General features: G+C 42.9%; 19 protein-coding genes and 1 tRNA gene. 7 read left to right on the top strand and 13 right to left on the bottom strand.

Translation table 11 applies throughout. The annotated features are described in order from the left end of the window. Positions 1-19 precede the first annotated feature (19 nt). Positions 20-151, bottom strand: coding sequence for a hypothetical protein (locus tag ACIFOD_RS07820; protein WP_430314153.1), 132 nt, complete (start codon positions 149-151; stop codon positions 20-22). 11 nt (positions 152-162) lie between these two features. Here ACIFOD_RS07820 and ACIFOD_RS07815 point away from each other — a divergent pair. The 5 genes from ACIFOD_RS07815 to ACIFOD_RS07795 all read left to right on the top strand — a co-directional run bounded on the left by ACIFOD_RS07815 (position 163) and on the right by ACIFOD_RS07795 (position 4,972). Further along, positions 163-235: transfer RNA gene (locus ACIFOD_RS07815), tRNA-Ala, on the top strand. A gap of 156 nt (positions 236-391) precedes the next feature. Next, on the top strand, positions 392-1,789 hold the full coding sequence (locus tag ACIFOD_RS07810) for a vWA domain-containing protein (protein ID WP_430314152.1): 1,398 nt from the start codon (positions 392-394) through the stop codon (positions 1,787-1,789). 168 nt (positions 1,790-1,957) lie between these two features. After that, complete coding sequence (locus ACIFOD_RS07805; protein WP_430314151.1) at positions 1,958-3,175, top strand: lactate 2-monooxygenase; 1,218 nt, start codon at positions 1,958-1,960, stop codon at positions 3,173-3,175. A gap of 200 nt (positions 3,176-3,375) precedes the next feature. Beyond that, on the top strand, positions 3,376-3,927 hold the full coding sequence (locus ACIFOD_RS07800; RefSeq protein ID WP_430314150.1) for a GNAT family N-acetyltransferase: 552 nt from the start codon (positions 3,376-3,378) through the stop codon (positions 3,925-3,927). A gap of 52 nt (positions 3,928-3,979) precedes the next feature. Continuing rightward, positions 3,980-4,972, top strand: a complete 993-nt coding sequence (locus ACIFOD_RS07795; protein ID WP_430314149.1) for a potassium channel family protein — start codon at positions 3,980-3,982, stop codon at positions 4,970-4,972. Here ACIFOD_RS07795 and ACIFOD_RS07790 read toward each other — a convergent pair. The 3 genes from ACIFOD_RS07790 to ACIFOD_RS07780 all read right to left on the bottom strand — a co-directional run bounded on the left by ACIFOD_RS07790 (position 4,965) and on the right by ACIFOD_RS07780 (position 8,395). After that, positions 4,965-5,372, bottom strand: coding sequence for a YugN-like family protein (locus ACIFOD_RS07790; protein WP_397554247.1), 408 nt, complete (start codon positions 5,370-5,372; stop codon positions 4,965-4,967). The two genes, ACIFOD_RS07795 and ACIFOD_RS07790, sit on opposite strands and share 8 nt — an antisense overlap. Before the next feature lie 92 nt (positions 5,373-5,464). After that, on the bottom strand, positions 5,465-6,814 hold the full coding sequence (locus tag ACIFOD_RS07785; protein WP_430314148.1) for a glucose-6-phosphate isomerase: 1,350 nt from the start codon (positions 6,812-6,814) through the stop codon (positions 5,465-5,467). Positions 6,815-7,231: 417 nt separating this feature from the next. After that, positions 7,232-8,395: an iron-containing alcohol dehydrogenase gene (locus ACIFOD_RS07780; RefSeq protein WP_430314147.1), complete on the bottom strand. Its 1,164-nt coding sequence runs from the start codon at positions 8,393-8,395 to the stop codon at positions 7,232-7,234. Between the two features lie 199 nt (positions 8,396-8,594). Here ACIFOD_RS07780 and ACIFOD_RS07775 point away from each other — a divergent pair, with 199 nt between their 5' ends. Continuing rightward, complete coding sequence (locus tag ACIFOD_RS07775) at positions 8,595-8,831, top strand: DUF378 domain-containing protein (RefSeq protein WP_113968895.1); 237 nt, start codon at positions 8,595-8,597, stop codon at positions 8,829-8,831. Between the two features lie 62 nt (positions 8,832-8,893). On the opposite strand, the gene ACIFOD_RS07770 is transcribed toward ACIFOD_RS07775, so the two are convergent. The 3 genes from ACIFOD_RS07770 to ACIFOD_RS07760 form a co-directional block, all read right to left on the bottom strand. Then, positions 8,894-10,297 carry an aldehyde dehydrogenase gene (locus ACIFOD_RS07770; RefSeq protein ID WP_430314146.1) on the bottom strand — a complete coding sequence of 468 codons (1,404 nt, stop codon included), beginning with the start codon at positions 10,295-10,297 and terminating at the stop codon, positions 8,894-8,896. A gap of 210 nt (positions 10,298-10,507) precedes the next feature. After that, complete coding sequence (locus ACIFOD_RS07765) at positions 10,508-11,752, bottom strand: Glu/Leu/Phe/Val family dehydrogenase (protein WP_113968897.1); 1,245 nt, start codon at positions 11,750-11,752, stop codon at positions 10,508-10,510. Between the two features lie 151 nt (positions 11,753-11,903). Beyond that, complete coding sequence (locus ACIFOD_RS07760) at positions 11,904-13,097, bottom strand: ornithine--oxo-acid transaminase (RefSeq protein ID WP_430314145.1); 1,194 nt, start codon at positions 13,095-13,097, stop codon at positions 11,904-11,906. 368 nt (positions 13,098-13,465) lie between these two features. Between ACIFOD_RS07760 and ACIFOD_RS07755 the strand changes: the two genes are divergently transcribed. Then, positions 13,466-14,848: a sigma-54 interaction domain-containing protein gene (locus tag ACIFOD_RS07755; protein WP_430314144.1), complete on the top strand. Its 1,383-nt coding sequence runs from the start codon at positions 13,466-13,468 to the stop codon at positions 14,846-14,848. A gap of 264 nt (positions 14,849-15,112) precedes the next feature. On the opposite strand, the gene ACIFOD_RS07750 is transcribed toward ACIFOD_RS07755, so the two are convergent. The 6 genes from ACIFOD_RS07750 to ACIFOD_RS07725 form a co-directional block, all read right to left on the bottom strand. Continuing rightward, the gene (locus ACIFOD_RS07750; RefSeq protein ID WP_397554241.1) at positions 15,113-15,445 is read right to left on the bottom strand and encodes a DUF779 domain-containing protein; all 333 of its coding nucleotides are present in this window, start codon (positions 15,443-15,445) and stop codon (positions 15,113-15,115) included. A gap of 1 nt (position 15,446) precedes the next feature. Next, a complete protein-coding gene (gene adh, locus ACIFOD_RS07745) occupies positions 15,447-16,967 on the bottom strand; it encodes an aldehyde dehydrogenase (protein ID WP_113968905.1) in 1,521 nt (506 codons plus the stop codon). Positions 16,968-17,187: 220 nt separating this feature from the next. Then, positions 17,188-17,781 carry an MEDS domain-containing protein gene (locus tag ACIFOD_RS07740; RefSeq protein WP_430314143.1) on the bottom strand — a complete coding sequence of 198 codons (594 nt, stop codon included), beginning with the start codon at positions 17,779-17,781 and terminating at the stop codon, positions 17,188-17,190. A 103-nt stretch (positions 17,782-17,884) separates the two neighbouring features. Beyond that, positions 17,885-18,301: a S1 domain-containing post-transcriptional regulator GSP13 gene (gene yugI, locus ACIFOD_RS07735; RefSeq protein WP_113968910.1), complete on the bottom strand. Its 417-nt coding sequence runs from the start codon at positions 18,299-18,301 to the stop codon at positions 17,885-17,887. Positions 18,302-18,510: 209 nt separating this feature from the next. Then, the gene (locus tag ACIFOD_RS07730; protein WP_430314142.1) at positions 18,511-19,764 is read right to left on the bottom strand and encodes a hypothetical protein; all 1,254 of its coding nucleotides are present in this window, start codon (positions 19,762-19,764) and stop codon (positions 18,511-18,513) included. Further along, complete coding sequence (locus ACIFOD_RS07725) at positions 19,757-20,314, bottom strand: RNA polymerase sigma factor (protein WP_430314141.1); 558 nt, start codon at positions 20,312-20,314, stop codon at positions 19,757-19,759. Before ACIFOD_RS07725 ends, ACIFOD_RS07730 begins: the two co-directional genes overlap by 8 nt. Positions 20,315-20,329: the final 15 nt, after the last annotated feature.

Raw genomic sequence — 20,329 nt, 5'->3', positions numbered from 1 at the left:
GGATGAAGATGTGGAGTGATCAGATTTGGTCCACATCTAAAAAGGCGTCGAACCATTGGTTCAACGTCTTTTTAAATCGTTTCACATTCCAATACAAAAAATAGTAAAAAAAGGATTGACGAATGCCTGGTACTTTTTTATAATTAATCATGACCGATTCACGGGGCATTAGCTCAGCTGGGAGAGCGTTTGGCTGGCAGCCAAAAGGTCAGCGGTTCGATCCCGCTATGCTCCATACATAAAAAAGGCGTCCTTATTTTCAATAAGGACGCCTTTTTTTATGTTTTTTTACAATTCTGGGTTTAGCGTTATGGTTCCCAGGGTAGTTGAAATAAAGTAAAATTTTGGATATACCAAGGCGTTACAAAACCTTTATGGTAAGGAGAATAATATGAAACGAATGAAACAAATCTTTTTAGTAGCCGCGCTTTTCTTCCTGTTAACGGGATGTCAGGAAGAACCAGAGAAGACCTCTACAAAGGATAAAGCCACGCAGGAGCCTGACACAGCCACTAAGGACCTTGGTGTATCAAGTACCACCCCTGAAGTGTTAATCAGTGAGGATTCAGGTGATCTCTATCAACAATACATAGAAAATAAAAGCTGGTCCAAAGATCCTGAATCGTATAAAGAAGCTACAGGTAAGGCCATCGATGAATATATGGATCATGTCGACAAGAAAGAAACGGAGAAATGGAGTGAACAAAAGTGGGCACAGTCCCTTCTATCAAGCCTCCAAACGGGATACGGGGACATTGCCTCTGAGCTCGAAAACTATGAGGTCGTTTATGAAGAACTGAAATTGCCCGATGGTCGCCTTCTGCAGGATATCGAGATGGATGAAATCACCCAAAAAGAAGATAAAGAGGTGAATGTGGCATTATTGATCGATTCGAGCGGGAGCATGAAGGCCGAGGTGAGCGGGGAAAGCAAAATGTCCCTCGCCAAGGAAAGCTTGAGTATTCTTGCTAAGGAGCTTCCCGAATCCGTCAATGTTTCCCTGATTGCGTTTGGACACAAGGGAACGGGAAGTGATGTCGACAAAGAGGTGTCATGCAAGGCCGTCGAATCGTTCTATCCCCTTCAACCATATGAAGGGGCTGCATTCTCTGAATCACTATCGAAATTCGATCCCATGGGCTGGACTCCATTGGCATCGAGTATCGAATTAGCCAACGAGCAACTCTCAACTCATAATAACGAAGATACGGAGAACTTTATATACGTGGTGAGTGATGGAATCGAAACATGTGATGGCGATCCAGTAGCGGCAGCCGAAAAGGTGAAAGCGGACAATACCAACGTCAAAATCAACATAATAGGCTTCGATGTGGACACAGAGGCCGACGAGCAATTGAAGATGATTGCAGTTGCCGGCGGCGGAGAGTACTCCTCCGTGAAAACGAAACAACAGTTGTCTGAAATTGAAAATGTGTGGAAAGAAGCAGTCAATAAAAATACGTGGAGATGGTGGGCGGTTCATCGATTCAGTGACAATGTATGGACGACCGTCGATCACTATAATGCATTGAGGGATATCGTCTCCACGTATCAGTCCATGCTTCGGAATGAACAAAACAGGATGATCCAAACACTCAATCGCTTGGAAAAAGATGATCTCATTGATTCAGAGAAGCGCTCTGCCATCTCGTCTCTCCTCGATGACCGTCAGGAGAAAATCAGAAACTACCTGAATGATCTGGAATCAACGAAACACGATGAAGTGAAAACCGTGTCTGACGAGCTGGATAAACGGTTGGATGCGATTAAAGAGCAGGTGGGGATTTAAACGAAAGGAGTCCGGTCGTATGATCGGTCTCTTTTTTTTAGTTCATTTAATTGACTTTTCTGAATACCATCAGTACCATTTCCCTTATAAGGAAAAGCTCGCCGATTACATACGCTTCCTTTTTATTATTTGCACCTGTTCCGGCAAAGAAGAAAGGAGAAGAATACCATGAATCAGTATGGAAACCATGTCCAAAATGAAATCTATCAGAGGAAGGTCCGTCCCTCCATTCCATTCCGGTTTGAAGAGCTTGAACAAAAGGCCCGGAAAAAGCTTGAAGACGGTCCTTTTTATTATGTAGCTGGAGGTGCCGGCGGTGAGGATACGATGCGCGCTAACAGAAATGCCTTCGACCGCTGGCAGATTGTTCCCCGTATGCTGAATAACGTGGAAAACCGTGATCTGAAGGTGACTTTATGGGGAGATACCTACTCCTCCCCTCTTATGCTCGCTCCCATCGGAGTGCAATCCATCGTTCACCCTGATGGGGAGCTGGCGTCTGCACGTGCGGCATCATCCATGAATGTTCCGTTCATTGCAAGCTCAGCCTCTACTTACTCCATGGAGGAAATCGCTTCTGTCATGGGCAACTCCCCAAGATGGTTTCAGCTATATTGGAGCAACGACCGCGAGATTGCAGCCAGTATGCTGGGGAGGGCTGAAGCGTCCGGATACTCCGCAATCGTCGTTACTCTTGATGCCCCGATGATGGCATGGCGTGAATCAGACCTTGAAAACGCGTATCTTCCCTTTCTGTCGGGAGAAGGAGTTGGGAATTATGTGAGCGATCCTGTCTTTCGTTCAATGCTGAAAGATCCCCCTGAAGTTGACGGTAAGGCAGCTGCCACCCTTTGGTCCAAAGTGTTTGGCAATGCCAGTTTGACGTGGGATGACCTGGATTTTCTGCGAGATCATACAAGCCTGCCGATTCTTCTTAAAGGAATTCTACACCCCGAGGACGCAAAGCTTGCCATCGATCACGGAATAGATGGGATCATTGTCTCCAATCATGGTGGAAGACAGGTTGACGGGGCCGTTGGAGCTTTAGATTCATTGCCGGTGATTTGTCAGGTTGTGAAGGGACGGATCCCTGTACTATTTGACAGTGGAATCCGACGGGGTGCGGATGTCGTGAAAGCATTGGCCCTCGGAGCGAGTTCCGTTCTCTTAGGTAGACCCTATATGTATGGATTGACCCTGGCTGGTGAACAAGGAGTGAAGGAAGTCATCCGGAATATACTGGCCGACCTCGATTTGACGTTAGCCCTTTCCGGTCAAGCATCCGTTTCTGAATTAGATCCATCTCTTCTGACCGACGTGAAAGACATATCATTTCCTTCAAAGTCAGGAAGACCGGATACACAATCTGCCGGAATGAAGTCATGATGAAGCAGTCTCTGTCTAATTGACAGGGGCTTTTACGTTCAGTTCATTTGTGTTTCGAGAGATCATTCTCCAGCTATGCTTCCTCATGCAACTTTCCCATATGACAAACCATGAACAATAGTAAAAGAGACTATGAAATTACCTATCCTCCCCCGGCCCCTTACATGGTATACTTTCATGTACAAAGGGGATTGATAATTTTGGGAAAATATCCAGTATTTGAAACAGAGAGAATCGTACTAAGGCAGATTACGATGGAAGATGTCGATTTTCTTTATGAACTCTATACTTCCGCTGACGTTCTCCGCTATTTTGGAATGAGTCCGATTGAATCGAAAGAAGTGGCGGTAAGCATGGTTGAGAACTACGAAAAGCACTTGGAGTCAGGCGGTCCCATGCGCTGGGCCATCGTGGAGAAGCATTCGAATAGAATGATCGGGACATGCGGGTTCCACGGCATTTCGAAAGCGTATAAGCGTTGCGAAATCGGATACGACCTTAGCCCTGATCACTGGGGTAAGGGAATCATGGGTGAGGCACTCTCCCCGTTACTCAACTACCTATTTGCAGATAAAGAAATGAACCGTGTAGGGGCAGTGATTGTCCCATACAACAAAGCTTCTTCAAGAGTGGTTGAAAAGCTTGGTTTCAAGCAGGAGGGGTTACTCAGAGAGTATATTCTTCAAGATGACCATCAATATGATGCGCATATGTACAGTTTATTGAAGAAAGAATGGCTTTCTGAGTTTTAGAAGAACCTGAATAGGCAATAATGGTCAGTGCAGATGAAAAGGAGCTGGTAGTATGGTGCAGCAAATGTTTCATGGATTCTTGCGCTGGCCTTTAGTTATTCGAATATTCACGATCGCCATTACGTTGATGCTTTCATTCGGAACGATCATTCATTTCATCGAGCCCGATACCTTCCCTTCCCTATTCGATGGGATCTGGTGGGCGATTATTACGACTTCCACTGTGGGGTATGGAGATTTTGTTCCCACATCGTTTGAAGGCAGACTGATTGGCATCATTCTCATCTTAGTAGGTGCCGGTTTTCTTTCTACTTATTTTGTCATGCTTGCAGCAGAAACAGTCATGACACAAAATGCGTATTTGGAAGGCAAAGCAACGTTCAAGGGGAAGGAACATATTGTAGTCGTAGGGTGGAATGAGCGGACACGGGAAGTGATTAACCAACTAACCTCCCTGCAGTCCCAATGTGATATCATTTTGGTCGATGAAACCCTGCAAAAGAATCCATACAATAATAACCATATCCATTTTGTGAGGGGAACCCCTTTTAGAGATGCCATTTTAAAAAAAGTAAATCTCCATGAAGCATCGATCGCCATCATTACCGCTGATCAAAATAAAGATGAGATAACGGCAGACATGAATTCTGTCCTGACTCTTCTTGCCATTAAAGGGAATCACCCTGATTTATACACGGTCGTTGAAATCCTCCAGAAAGATCAAGTGGCCAATGCCGGGCGGGCAGGAGCCGATGAAGTGATTCAAACGAATATGCAAACAAGCTATGTGATGATGAACAGTATCATTTCTCAAGGGATGTCTAAAACCATCTTGAAATTATTGAATCATTTAAAAGGAAACAATTTAAAGCTGATACCTGTTTCAGAAGAACACATCAATAAGAGCTTTCATTCGTTAAGTACAAATCTTCTAAAAAACAATATCATCCTTTTAGGTATAAAAAAAGGAGAAAACACGACTGTGAATCCTCCTTTGACTACTTTGGTTGAAGAAACGGATGAACTGCTTGTGATCTCTAACTAGAGAATAAAACGTTCTCCAGCTCTTTTACAAGTTCTTTCCCAACTTCAATATATTCTTCCGGGAAGCTTGCATCAGGATCTTGTGGTTCGGAAAATTGGTTGACCGAGCCTGAGAAGGTTCCTGTTGATGCGTAATCGTCCAAGCCACGCTGGTATTTATGAGAGAGAAGGAACGGCTTTCCGAATTCAACCGTAGCCCCCCTTGAATCCAATTGTCCGTCAACAGACGTAAACGGTACTCTCAAATACTGATAACCCACTTCGTCATCAATTTTGTAATCGAAATAGCCGTGATCATAATCCCAATTGCCACCTATCGAATATCCAAGCGGCTTTAATAGCTGTTCAAGCTTATACAGTTGGTAATGCTGTCCTTCAATGTTAGATGAAAGCTCTATCACGTGGATCCATCCCCTTTCTTTTAGGGATAGTTTCTCCTAAAGTGAAAGAAAAATGTAAAAAGAGCACTGAGATTTCCCTCAGTGCTCTTTCCTTATTTAAGGCGTTTTTCAAGCTCCACCTTCTTCTCTTCAAAGCCTGGTTTTCCAAGAAGGGCGAACATATTTACTTTGTATGCTTCCACTCCCGGTTGATCAAATGGATTCACACCAAGCAGGTATCCACTCATCGCACATGCTTTCTCGAAGAAGTACACCAGGTAACCGAATGTGTATGCATCCATTGCCGGAATTTCCACGATCAGGTTTGGTACGCCACCATCTGTATGGGCAAGCAATGTACCTTCAAATGCTTTGTTGTTTACAAAATCCACTGTTTCACCGGCTAAGTAATTCAAGCCGTCCAAATCACTGTCAGCCTTCTCGATTTTCAGCTCATGACGTGGCTCTGAAACCTTGATGACTGTTTCAAAAATGTCACGGCGTCCTTCTTGAACATATTGTCCAAGAGAATGAAGATCTGTTGAGAAGTTAGCTGAAGAAGGATAAATTCCTTTTTGGTCTTTTCCTTCACTCTCTCCAAATAGCTGTTTCCACCATTCAGAAAAGTATTGTAAACCTGGCTCATAGTTAATGAGCATTTCAATTGTTTTTCCTTTATTATATAGTGCGTTACGAACGGCAGCATATTGATACGCAGGATTCTCTGTGAGCTCGGATTTTCCGAAATCTTCACGTGCCTGTGCCGCACCGCTCATCATCGTCTCGATTTCCACTCCGCTAGCAGCAATCGGAAGCAGCCCAACTGCTGTCAGAACAGAATAGCGACCGCCGATATCATCAGGAACGACGAATGTTTCATAACCTTCATCTGTTGCCAGGGTTTTAAGGGCACCTTTGGATTTATCCGTTGTCGCATAAATGCGCTTGCGTGCTTCTTCTACACCGTATTTTTCTTCGAGCATGTTTCGGAAGATGCGGAAAGCGAGTGCCGGTTCTGTCGTTGTACCGGACTTGGAAATCACATTGATGGAGAAGTCTTTTCCATCAAGAAGGTCCATTAAGTCCCTCATGTAAGTGGAACTGATGTTTTGTCCAACAAACAGGACTTGTGGAGTGGAACGCTTTTCTTTCGGCAGGGCATTGTAGAAGCTGTGATTCAGCATTTCAATCGCGGCACGGGCTCCCAAGTAAGATCCACCAATACCGACGACCAGAAGGACATCGGAATCACTTTTAATTTTCTCGGCTGATTTCTGAATGCGTGAAAACTCTTCTTTATCGTACTCAACAGGAAGATCTATCCATCCCAGGAAGTCGTTTCCTGCACCTGTTTGTTCATGTAACGAATGATGAGCCACCTTTACGGCATCACTTAAGTATGTAAGTTCGTGTTCTCCAAAAAACGATAACGCTTTTGAATAATCAAAACGAATGTGTGTCATAACCATCCTCCGATTAAAATATTTTCTTCTATCTCACTTTATCGAAAGCTGAACCGAGAATCAAGAAAGCTCCCTTCATGTAAGCGTGTGCATAGCAAACTTTTTTACAACAACTGTTCTCACCGGCTTATATTCCCCTAATTCTTGGTGTACAAACCAATAAAGAGGGACGAATGGTGAGTGATTGGCATGAAAAATAAGGTTTTCATTGGGGAAAGCATGGTGAATCCGGCCGAAATCGATTGTAATCCGGCCGTTTTGTAGAAAAATCCAGCCGAAATGGTTCAGAATCCAGCCGTTTCACTCCTTAATCCAGCAGAAATCACAAAAAATCCAGCCGATTAACTTTATTTTCCAACTCTCGCGAAAGAAGAGGGACGGACCTTGTTCACAAGGTCCGTCCCTCCCCATATCGTTTTAAAGTGATGCTTTTAATATAGCAAGAACGTCGTCTTTGTTTAATTTATTGAAGTTACCGAATTCGCCGTTCACCATCGCTTTGTCTGCCATCAGGTCCAGTTGGCTGTCGTCGATATCATAGTCTGCCAAACGGGACGGTGCTCCGATGCTTGTCCAGAATTCGCGAAGCTTTTCGATTCCTTCCAGTGCCACTTCCTCTTCAGATTTACCGGCAGGGTCTACATTGAATACGCGTTCTGCCAGCTGGGCAAATCGTGAAGGATTTACTTTCAGGTTATGTTCCATCCAGTTAGGGAATAGAATCGCGAGTCCTCCAGCATGGGGGATGTCGTATACGGCTGACACCGCATGTTCAATGTTATGACTAGCCCAGTCACCGTTATAACCCATTTGCAGCATTCCATTAAGGGCGATTGTTCCAGAGTACAGAATCGTCTCGCGAAGCTCGTAGTTTTCAAGATCATTGATCAGCTTCGGAGCTGTTTCAATAACCGTAGTCAGAACGGACTCACACATACGGTCTTGTAGAGGAGTGTTGGTTGCATTATTGAAATACTGTTCAAACACGTGACTCATCATATCCACCATACCGTAGATTGTATGATCTTTCGGTACTGTGAAGGTATTTTCCGGATCCAGGATAGAGAATTGCGGGAACGTCACCGGGCTGCCCCAACCATATTTCTCATTCGTTTCCCAATTCGTGATAACAGATCCGGCATTCATTTCAGAACCGGTCGCTGCAAGAGTCAGGACTGTTCCGAATGGAAGGGCTTCTTTCGCAAAAGCTTTCTTCGTTACAAGATCCCATGCATCTCCATCATATTTTGCACCTGCAGCAATTGCTTTTGTACAGTCGATGACACTTCCGCCACCGACAGCTAAAATAAATTCGATATTATTTTCTTTACTTATCTCTACACCTCGTCTGACTGTGGAAAGACGTGGATTCGGTTCTACTCCGGAAAGCTCGAATACTTCGCTGTCAATATCTTTCAATACGGACATTACCTGATCGTATAAACCATTACGCTTAATGCTTCCGCCACCATATACGACAAGCACTTTTTTACCATATTGAGGTACCAATTCTTTCAGCTGTTCTATTTGTCCTTTTCCAAAAATCAATTTGGTTGGATTGTAAAAAGTAAATTCATTCATTATTTGTTACCTCCTTGTATTCTGTAAGGGCCGAACTATTTCGTTACCCAAAATGTCTTCAACACATTTCCTATTATCGAATATATCATCCCCAAAATGCAAAGAACTTGCACAAGGAAATTTTGTTGCAGTCAAACTGAATAGGAATAAGCGCAATGGGAAACTTATTAATGAGCCATTCAATAAGGAGGAAAACAACATGAGTGCAATTCAACGTATTGCTTTGGTTCTTACCATTATTGGTGCTGTGAACTGGGGACTAATCGGTTTCTTTCAATTCGATCTTGTTGCAGCAATCTTTGGTGGTCAAGACGCCGCTCTATCCCGAATCATATACGGATTAGTTGGTATTGCCGGTCTAATTAACCTTGGACTGTTATTCAAACCAACGGAAGAGCTTGAAAGAGAACCTCATACTGAGCCGACGCGCTATTAAAGAAAAGCGGGATATCTCCCGTACCATCTTAAAAAGGTGACCCATCCTCTGGGTCACCTTTCTTATTTAAGTAACTTCTTAATGATCTGCATACCAAATCTTCCACTTGGATAACGGAAGCTTAAGTCAAACTTCGTCGTCTGTTTTAAGATGCTTTTGTAATGTGAAAAGGTGGAAAAGCTTGATTCCCCGTGGTAATTTCCAATCCCGCTCTCCCCTACCCCTCCGAAAGGAAGATATGGAGTAACGATGTGCATGAGTGTATCATTCACACAACCGCCCCCGTAAGAAATCGATTCATTGATTCTATCTTCTGTGATTGGATTGCTTGTAAACAGATAAAGGGCCAACGGTTTCGGTCGCTCTGTCACAAATTCAATGACTTCCTCAAGTTCCTCATATTCAATGACCGGGAAAATCGGTCCGAATATTTCATCCTGCATCACCGGTACAGTAAAATCTCTCGGCTTCATTAAAGTCGGTTCAATTTTTAAGCTCCCAGGATCCACATTTCCCCCTAAGAGGATTTCACCATCTTCCAAATAGCTTGTTAAACGATTGAAATGACGTTCATTGACGACCCGCCCGAACTTATCACTTTTAAGCGGTTCTGTTCCATAAAATTCAATAACCGTTTTCTTAAATTCAGTGATAAATTCATCTTTCTTGCTCTTGTGAATAAACAGGTAATCAGGTGCAATACACGTCTGCCCGGCATTTGTCACTTTACCGAAGGCGATGCGCTTCGCAGCCAGGGGAATATCCGCCGTTTCATCCACGATACAAGGACTTTTCCCACCAAGTTCAAGAGTGACGGGTATCAACTGCTTTGCCGCTGCTTCCATCACCACTTTTCCGACGGGGACGCTCCCGGTAAAGAAAATATAATCGAATGGCTGTTTCAGGAGATGCTGTGTCGTTTCTACTCCACCTTCTATCACGAAAAGCTGTCTTGGGTCAAAATGAGTATTGATCATTTCCGCTAATAAAGCTGATGTAGCAGGAGTTAATTCTGACGGTTTAATAATGGCTGTATTCCCGGCTGCGATCGCTCCAATGACAGGGGCCAGTGCAAGCTGGATCGGGTAATTCCATGGTGCGATGATCAGTGTAACCCCGTAAGGCTCCGGGACGGTATAGGCTTTAGAGCCAATATGTGTTTTCGCCGTTTTAACCTTTTTAGGTTCTGCCCACTCGTCGATATTCTTCAGAACGAATCTAATTTCTTCAAGCAGGATGCCGATTTCTGTCGCATACGTTTCCATCTCTGATTTATTTAAATCTCTTTTCAATGCATCGATGATTTCTGCTTCATGATTTTTTATGACTGCTGAGAACTTCTCTAGCAAGTCTTTTCTATATTGTATTGGCCGGGTAACCCCTGACTTAAAAAATTGCTTATGCTGTTGAAGTGTTGATTGTACCGTTTCAAGAGAAGTTTCCTCTATAATCATTTCTGTTGACATATGAATCCCTCCGAATCTTTAATGTTTAATAGTTTAAACATAAGAACATTTTTATCGTACGACGATTTCTGTTTACTGTCAATTTCAATGATTTTACCCAGAATTGATGCTCTCTAATCATTTCGATACTAAATAGAAAATTCCTTTACAAACCAAAAAAAGAACGTATCCCCAATAAATTGGGGATACGTTCTCTATATTATGCGATCGTTACACCCAACCTCTGAATCTAGAGGCTTCAGCCATTTTGCGTGCGCCGACCATGTATGCGGCGAGTCGCATATTCACTCGACGATTCTGAGATGTTTCGTATACATTGTTGAAAGCTTCGACAAGTTTAGCATGAAGCTTCTCGTTTACTTCTTCTTCCGTCCAGTAGTACCCCTGATTATTCTGAACCCATTCGAAATATGAAACCGTTACCCCACCCGCACTTGCTAGTACGTCTGGAACAAGCAGGATTCCTCTTTCAGAAAGAATTCGTGTTGCTTCAAAGGTAGTCGGACCGTTTGCAGCTTCTACCACAATGGATGCTTTAATATCATAGACATTCTCTTCAGTGATCTGGTTTGAAATCGCTGCAGGGACAAGGATGTCACACTCCAGTTCCAATAATTCCTTATTTGAAATCGTGTTTTCAAATAGTGTCGTTACTGTACCGAAGCTATCCCGACGGTCTAACAGATAATCAATATCCAAACCAGCCGGATCATGAAGGGCACCTTGGGCATCGGAAATGGCAATGACCTTTGCACCGGCATCATGCATGAACTTCGCTAAGAAACTGCCGGCATTTCCAAAACCTTGGATGACGACGCGTGCACCTTTAATGTCGATGCCACGTTTCTTTGCAGCTTGGTCAATACAGATGGTAACACCTTGAGCCGTCGCCTTTTCACGACCTTGTGAACCACCAAGGACAATCGGTTTTCCTGTAATGAATCCTGGTGAGTCATTTTCACGAAGACGGCTGTATTCATCCATCATCCAAGCCATGATTTGTGAGTTTGTGTACACATCAGGTGCCGGGATATCCTTTGTAGGGCCGACAATTTGACTGATGGCACGAACATAGCCGCGACTTAGCTTTTCCAGTTCAGTGAAAGACATCGTTCTTGGATCACAGATGATCCCGCCTTTTCCTCCACCGTACGGTAAATCAACAATTCCGCATTTCAAGCTCATCCACATGGATAAAGCCTTTACTTCCTCTTCATCCACTTCAGGGTGGAATCGCACTCCGCCCTTGGTAGGTCCGACTGCGTCGTTATGTTGTGCACGGTAGCCCGTAAATACTCTGATACTGCCATCGTCCATTCGAACCGGGATACGAACGGTCAACATACGAATCGGCTCTTTCAGAAGTTCATACATTTCTTCCGTATATCCTAGCTTGGATAAAGCATCATTGATGACATGCTGTGTAGAAGTAAACAGATTAAGGTTTTCTCCCATTGTAAACATTCGCCTCTTTATTATGTGATCTGAAACGTTGTAATTGTAACATATTACCGTATCTTAAACCATTGACTTGGGAAAGAAATAATTTTTATTTTCACGCCTGTTCCAGTCGATTTAAGAAAAAAACTTCTAACCGAACCGGGAATTAAGACAGTACTTTTTTGATTCTTTCGATTGCCCAATCCAGGTCTTCCTGTGAGATGACAAGTGGTGGAGCAAAACGAATCACTGTATCATGTGTTTCTTTACAAAGCAGTCCTTCTTCTTTCAGTTGTTCACAGTATTTACGGGCTGGTTCGTTAAGTTCCACTCCGATAAATAATCCGCTACCACGAACGTCCTTAATCATAGGATTATCTATCTCACGAAGTTTACTCATAAAGTATTCTCCCATTTGAAGAGAACGGTCTGCCAGGTTTTCATCGATCAGTACATCAAGGGACGCAACGGAAACCGCACATGCCATTGGATTTCCTCCGAAAGTGGAACCGTGGGAGCCAGGATTGAATACGCCTAATACTTCCTCATTGGCCACAACACATGAAATAGGGAACACTCCGCCTCCAAGTGCTTTTCCTAAAATGTACATGTCAGGATCAACATCTTCCCACTCACACGCGAACATTTTCCCGGAACGGGCAAGACCTGCCTGAATTTCGTCTGCAATGAATAGAACGTCGTTTTCTTTACATAATTCATATGCTGCTTTCATGAAGCCTTTAGGAGGGAAGACGATCCCTGCTTCCCCCTGGATCGGTTCGATAAGGAAAGCTGCTGTGTTTGGAGTGATGGCTTCTTTTAAAGCATCCAGATCACCGTAAGGAATCAAGTTGATTCCTGGAAGCATCGGACCGAAACCACGCTTGTATTCTTCTTCCGAAGAAAGGGAAACAGCTGTCATCGTTCTTCCGTGGAAGTTCCCGTTACACGCGATGATTTCCGCGCTATTTTCTGCTACACCCTTCACATCATACGCCCAGCGGCGAGCTGTCTTGATCGCTGTCTCTACTGCCTCGGCACCCGTATTCATTGGAAGAGCCATGTCTTTACCAGTCATCTTACAAATCTTCTCATACCAAGGGGCTAATTGATCATTGTGGAACGCACGTGACGTCAGTGTCACACGGTCTGCTTGATCTTTTAACGCCTGGATGATCTTTGGATGACGATGTCCCTGGTTGACCGCTGAATAAGCGCTAAGCATATCCATATACTTATTGCCTTCTGGATCTTTCACCCATACACCCTCCGCCTCTGAAATGACGATTGGAAGTGGATGATAATTTTTCGCACCGTATTTTTCCGTTTGTTCAATAATTGAATGTGTACTTACTGACATAATAGTTCCTCCTTACGTAATGAAAAAAAATGATTGTTTATATACAAGGGTGGAGCCCCTGCAGACAAAGGCTCCTTCCCGTTTTCATACTCTTAAAGTGCTTGAGATGAGGTCTTTACTTAGTTAGTTAACAGGGATGCAAAAAATATTTGCATTTAGAAAACCCTTACACTTATAATAATGCAAAAGATAGTTGCATTTTTCAAGAGTTTTTTTAAAATTTTTTATAATCCCACTCTTTTTGCGGATTCCTTTGATACCAAGTCCTAAATCAAACAGCGAACGGCTGAAAAATTTGCGCAAAAAGAAGACTATAGACGATACGTTTTGCAGTAAGATCTAACCAAAATGAAGAGGAGAGAGACAGCATGCTGGAATCTGAAAAGCGTTTGTATATGTACGAAAAAGTCGCTGAACATCTCGAATCAGGCGTTCATGTCATCGATTCTACCGGGAGAACCATCATCTACAATCGTAAAATGCGTGAAATCGAAGGCATGGAAATTGAAGACGTCCTGGATAAAAATTTGCTGGATGTTTTCCAATTTCATTCTGAAGAGGAAAGTACCCTTCTTAAAGTTCTAAGCACAAAGGAACCTACCCTCAATGTGAAGCAAACTTACTTTAATATAAATGGAATCGAAATCACCACGATGAACGATACATTCCCTATTTTTCATGATGAGGTGTTGATTGGAGCGATTGAGATTGCCAGGGACATCACCAAGCTCGAAAAAGTGATGAGGGATCATATACATAAGCGCCAAAGCAGCTTATTTACCTTTGATAGCATTATCGGTCAGCATCACCGCCTGCAGGACGCAGTGGAAACCGGAAAGCGGGCGACAAGGACTTCTTCCCCTGTGTTAATCTGTGGTGAAATCGGGACCGGCAAGGAGCTTTTCGCACAAAGCATCCATAACGACAGCGCCCGTGCCAATCGTCCCTTCATCACCCAGAACTGTTCATCATTACGTGATGATATGCTTGAAGAAATCCTGTTTCAAGAGGAGGCGGAAGCGAGCAACCCGGAAGATCACCGGCCCTCCCTCTTCCAACAAGCACAAGGAGGAACACTCCTCCTCGACGAAATCAACTCATTAACCCCTTCCCTCCAGGAGAAGCTATTAAACTTCTTTTCTCGGGGGACGGACCTTCCATACGATGTACGGTTGATGGCGACGGTGAACGAGGATCCCATCGATGCCATAGCAGAAGGCCGGTTATTGAAGGACCTCTATTACAGGCTGAGCATTGTTTCAATCTTCATCCCTTCTCTCCGTTCGAGAAAAGAAGATTTACCGGAGATTGTGAACTATTTCATTGACCAGTTCAACCACCATTTTGCCATGAGTATTAAGGGGATTTCGAATGAAGTAAGGGAAATTTTCCAGCAGTATGACTGGCCAGGCAATGTGAGGGAGCTAGAGCATGTCATCGAGGGAGCGTTTAATCTTGTTGGGTTTGAAGAGGAAATCGGTTTCAATCATCTTCCATTTGGTTTCAGGCAACGCATCCACCACTCAGCTGCCGGAGAAGAAAGCCAGGATGAATCTCTGTTCCTCTACCAATCCGGAACAGAGATCAAACCGTTGGAGATTTTCATCGAAGAAGCCGAAACCTATTATATTCAAAAATCTTTGAAATACCATGACTTTAATATCACCAAAACGGCGAAGTCCCTTGGGATGAGCCGGCAGAATCTGCAGTATCGGATTCGGAAGTACGGGATCGAACGGAATTCGTTTTAATGTTGGTCGGCCACTTTCTCTTTTTAGGGAGTGGCTTTTTGTTTTTGGGGATAGGGTGAATGGGGGGATCGGGAATGCGGTTTTTGTCTTTTTTGGAAAGCGGCAGATAAATATTTTTATGGACCATTCAATGGGTAGAATCCTTCTTCTCCCTCTATTAAAGCGATTGCGGAATTTGTCGACACTGAAAAAGAGACAACCTATAAAAAGGTTGTCTCTAAACATTATCACTGAAAGTAGAAGGGTGAACCATAACCATCACGTTTATGATTTGATCAATTTGGAATCCGTGATAAAGCGTACGCCTTCCGTTGATTCCAAAGAGAACACTCCTCCCCTTCCTTCTTTTACATCCAATATGATCCGGAAATGCTTCCAATACTCATATTGTTGTTCGTTCATATAAAAAGGACAGTCGGCTACAGTACCTACTAATACATCACTGTCACCGATGATCAAATCATCCTGACTTAAACACATAGGAGAACTGCCATCACAACAGCCTCCAGACTGATGAAACAGGAGGGCACCGTGCTTGCCTTTTAACGTTTCAATCAGATGGAGGGCTTGTTCTGTTGCCTCTAGTCGCTGTTCCATTTTAGAAGAATCCTAACGCTTTAGGGCTATAGCTAACTAGTAAATTCTTCGTTTGTTGATAGTGTGATAGCATCATTTTATGATTTTCGCGCCCGATACCGGACATTTTGTATCCACCGAATGCCGCATGTGCCGGGTATTGGTGATAACAGTTAGTCCATACGCGTCCTGCTTGAACCTCTCTACCGAAACGGTAAGCCGTGTTCATGTCACGCGTCCATACACCTGCTCCAAGTCCGTAAAGAGTATCATTGGCGATTTCAAGTGCTTCTTCTTTCGTTTTGAACGTTGTAACGGAAACAACAGGGCCAAAGATTTCTTCCTGGAAAATACGCATTTTGTTGTTGCCTTTGAAGACGGTCGGCTTCACATAGAAACCTGCTTCCTGATCTCCATCCAGTGTATTCTGCTCACCACCGATGAGTAATTCCGCTCCCTCTTCTTTCCCAATTTCAATATAAGATAGGATCTTATCCAATTGTTCTTGAGAAGCTTGGGCACCCAGCATTGTATCTGAATCTAACGGGTTCCCCTGCTTGATTTGTTTCACGCGTTCGATCGCACGCTCCATGAACTTATCGTAGATCGATTCCTGGATTAGCGCTCTTGAAGGACATGTACACACTTCTCCTTGATTCAGTGCAAACATGACGAAACCTTCCACTGCTTTATCCAGGAAATCATCATCCTGATCCATGACATCTTCAAAGAAGATATTAGGGGATTTACCACCAAGCTCTAATGTGACAGGGATAATGTTTTGAGAAGCATATTGCATGATCAGGCGACCTGTTGTCGTTTCACCTGTGAAGGCTACCTTACCAACACGCTTACTTTGAGCAAGAGGTTTCCCTGCTTCCACTCCAAATCCTTGAACAACATTCAGTACACCTTTAGGCAGCAGGTCTTTAATCAGTTCAACCAGAACCATGATGGAAGCAGGTGTTTGCTCAGCAGGTTTCAAGACTACACAGTTACCCGCAGCAAGTGCAGGGGCAATCTTCCATACACCCATCAGAATCGGGAAGTTCCAAGGAATGATCTGGGCTACAACCCCGATCGGCTCATGGAAATGATAAGAGACCGTATCATTATCGATTTCACCAAGAGATCCTTCCTGGCCTCTGATACATCCGGCGAAATAACGGAAGTGATCAATGGCAAGTGGTAAATCAGCCGCCAGTGTTTCACGAACCGGCTTACCATTATCCCATGTTTCGGCTACAGCAAGCATTTCTAAGTTTTCTTCCATACGATCGGCGATTTTATTTAAGATAATGGATCTTTCCGTAACAGAGGTTTTACCCCATGCGTCTTTTGCTGCATGCGCTGCATCTAATGCCTTTTCGACATCTTCTTTATTCGACCGGGCAATTTTTGTGAAAACTTTCCCCGTAACAGGTGATACATTTTCAAAATATTCTCCACTTGCCGGCGGCACATATTCGCCACCAATAAAGTTCTCATACTTGTCTTTGAATTGTACCAATGAACCTTCAGTATTCGGATTATTATAAAGCATCTAAGATCCTCCTGTATTTATGTATTTTTCTATATGTAAAGCGCTTTCATTATCATTATATGCCATTTATGAGGTACGGACAAGTATGTTGTTTAAAAATTCTTTATTTTTCGTTAATTTACGATAATTTTTTTGACAGAGATAGTAGCAACAAACTTTACGAAAAGAACCAAAAAAAGACGACAACCCTCTTCATGAGGATCATCGCCCTGTTCTTAGACTAATTAGTATTACTGTATACTTTCGAGATCACTATATCTTCATCCGTCATAATGTGCCCATGACTTTTCTTTAGTGCATCCTCCAGATGGTCAGGCATTTTCTCCGATTCGTACGCACAGACGATGGTCAGGTCATGCTCATGAATAGCACGATCCGTTTCTTTTTCGAACCACTCGATGATGGAAGCCGGGTCTTCCAATGTGCCCCATTCCACATTTGTCCAGGAGCGAAAAGGTATATCGTTCTCTAAAAATGGGGTAATGGATTTCGTTAATTGTTCATAAATGGCTGGCGGGTGGTAACTTCCACTCGATTGATAGAAATCAAAGTTACTGATAACGTGTATTTTCTTTAATTGGTCGCTGGTTAAATGATTGTTAAACTGTTTAAGCAATATATTCAGGTTCCTCTCGTTCTCAATCAGAACAACGGAATCCCCCTTTTCGATCCCCTCGAGAACATACGCAACGGCATTTTCTAGATATCGGTTTCGATCATGATACGAATAGAGGATATGAGTACATTGATTTTCATTTAATAGACTCCCTATTTTCTCTTTCAATTCATCCCGCCTTTCAACTGGGTTTTCCAATTATAGTATGGATTCTCTAAGATAGATCAGAATTCCTCTTTTTCAAAAACAGGATTTAAAAAAAGACCGCCCTCCAAGAAAGGCAGTCTTCTTAAAAATCGTATTATTTCTTGATTAGATCTTGACGTTCTGATTGCTCGATCCACTCTTCAAGCTTGTCTTTAAGAGTGTTGAAGCCAGCTGGAGTTGTTTCTTCGTTTGCTTGCTTTACACTTCCTTGACCTTGACGGCGAGGTTTTTTCGCTGCTGCAGGTTTTGCTTGTGGTGCTGCAGGAGCTTCTTCTGTAGCACGGATAGAAAGGCTGATTTTACCAGCTTTTTCGTCCACTGATAATACTTTAACCTTTACTTCGTCGCCTACTGAAAGGTGCTCGCTAACGTCTTTAACAAAGCCGTGAGTGATTTCAGAGATATGAACTAACCCTTGTGTTTCTTCGTCAAGTGCAACGAACGCACCGTATGGTTGAATGCCTGTAACTTTACCTGTTACAACAGTTCCTGTTTCGAATTTTGTAGTCATGGTAACACTCCTAGTATATATATTATTTTTCGTCTTTACACGCAATTGTAGATTATATCATAGAATCAGGGATTCGGCAAAATTTTATTCTGTCAGACCTATGAAACAAACCCCATTTTTCTTCGATTTCCCATCTATAATTGCTTTCTCACTAGTTATGCTTCCCAATAATTAAAATTATTAAAACAGTGTAAATTTAGCACTCTTTATTAGTCTTTATAGATTTCTTCTGCCTCAGAAGACAAAATGACCGGTGTCGTCTGAACCCAACGATCTGGCTTAACGAAATTCACACGTCTTAACTCCTCATATACTTCTTTCAGATGAAGGGATGTTGTGTAATCTGGATACTCTTTCAGTATATATCGGTAGGTTTCTTCTACATGTGATTTCAATTCATTCCTTTCGTCAAAGATGGGCTGATACACATTTCCATTTGTAAAGTATTGATAGAGAAGATTGTATTCATGCTTCACTTCTACCCTGAATCTTGAGTTATCCGGCAATTCCTTTAACATCTTTTCGTAGTCCATCAAGCGATCAGCTGCTTCTTTCCATGTTCCTGTCAATTCACCTGCTTGAATGACTGGATCAAAACGGGTGATCAAATACAATTCATAGCCTTCCGGTAAGGCTTCACGATTCGTGATCATCCTGAAGTACTCCACATCCAATGTAGTTTCAAGCCGGTCCGTCTCACTGTTATACGTTAGCTTAACAGCATTATTGAATATTCCATCCCGTAACAACCATAGTTTTGGGGGATAGTCATTTTTCATATGATTGAACTCCTTCATATTGAACTTTCCATTCTCAACATGAGGCTTCCAATATTCTTTATAATCATTCAGCACGTCCTCATATCGAGGGAGGACGTCTTGTTCCTTTTTAATAAAATCATCCATCCATACTTCTACTTCTTCCTTCGATAAAGGAGCTTTCAGATTTTTCATCATCACATCAGGAGTTGCCAATATCTGATCCAACTCCTCACTCGCTCTCTTGACCCACTCCACTTTCCTTTCATTTGAGAAGTCCCGCTTTGGAATGGACTCGATATATGTGAGATGCCGCCCTGCCTCCCTGGCGATCACAGTCGAATTAAATATACCTTCCGTAAACCCGAGCCGCTCCATTGCTTGAGTTTTCCTTAACTCATATTGAGCTTTCGCATCTTCTATTTCCCTTTGAAGTCGTTGGTCTGACTCACGTGCAAAATCAGCTTGATTCCCATTCTGTCTTCCAGGTTCATCCATCGTAAGCTGCAGGATGAGAACCGCACCGATCAGAAGTACACCAATGAAACTTGCAACGTATGGCCAATGAATAAGTGATCGCTTCTTTTGGGATTTCCCTTCTTGTTTTATGGCTTGTATGATGTCTGAGGGATTGGTCTGATCCGGAATTTTCTTATACGATTGATTCAATAATTCCATGCGTTTTTCGAGCATCTTGTCATCCATTCAATCTCCCCTCCCTCTTTTCAGCCTCTTCCAGTTCTTTTTTTAAAAGGTTTTTTCCTCTTAATAACCTTGTTTTGACAGTAGACAAATTGATTGAAAGTATTTCAGCCATTTCTTCATACTTCTTTTCATGAAAATAGTAAAGGATGATTGGTATTTGATATTTACCATCCAGCTTTTGAATACATTCGTGGAGCATACGATCCTCTTCCTGTCTCAGGATACGTTCTTGAGGAGTAATGACGTTTTCTGAGGGTTCATTCCCGATTTTTTTCACTCGATTGTTGTGCTGATTTTCCTTTCGTTTAAAGTCCCTCGACACATTTAAAGTGATTTTATAAAGCCAGGTTGTAAACTTCGCATAAGAAAACCCGTCCAGAAACCGATATACACGAATGAACACTTCCTGGGTAATATCTGGTATATCCGCAGAAGAATTCCCAATCTGATAGGCAAACCGTTCAACGATGGGAGAATAATAGGTGATTAAATGACTATATGCCTGCAGGTCTCCTTTTTTTGCACGCTCGATCAAGTGCTCATTTTCCACTCTCACCTTCCCCCT

Origin of the sequence: Rossellomorea sp. NRS-1567, assembly GCF_050467885.1 — a bacterium.
In the GTDB taxonomy this organism is placed as follows: Bacteria; Bacillota; Bacilli; order Bacillales; family Bacillaceae_B; genus Rossellomorea; species Rossellomorea aquimaris_C.
The sequence above is the reverse complement of the archived record's forward strand: the minus strand, read 5'-3'. Positions and strand labels throughout refer to the sequence as shown.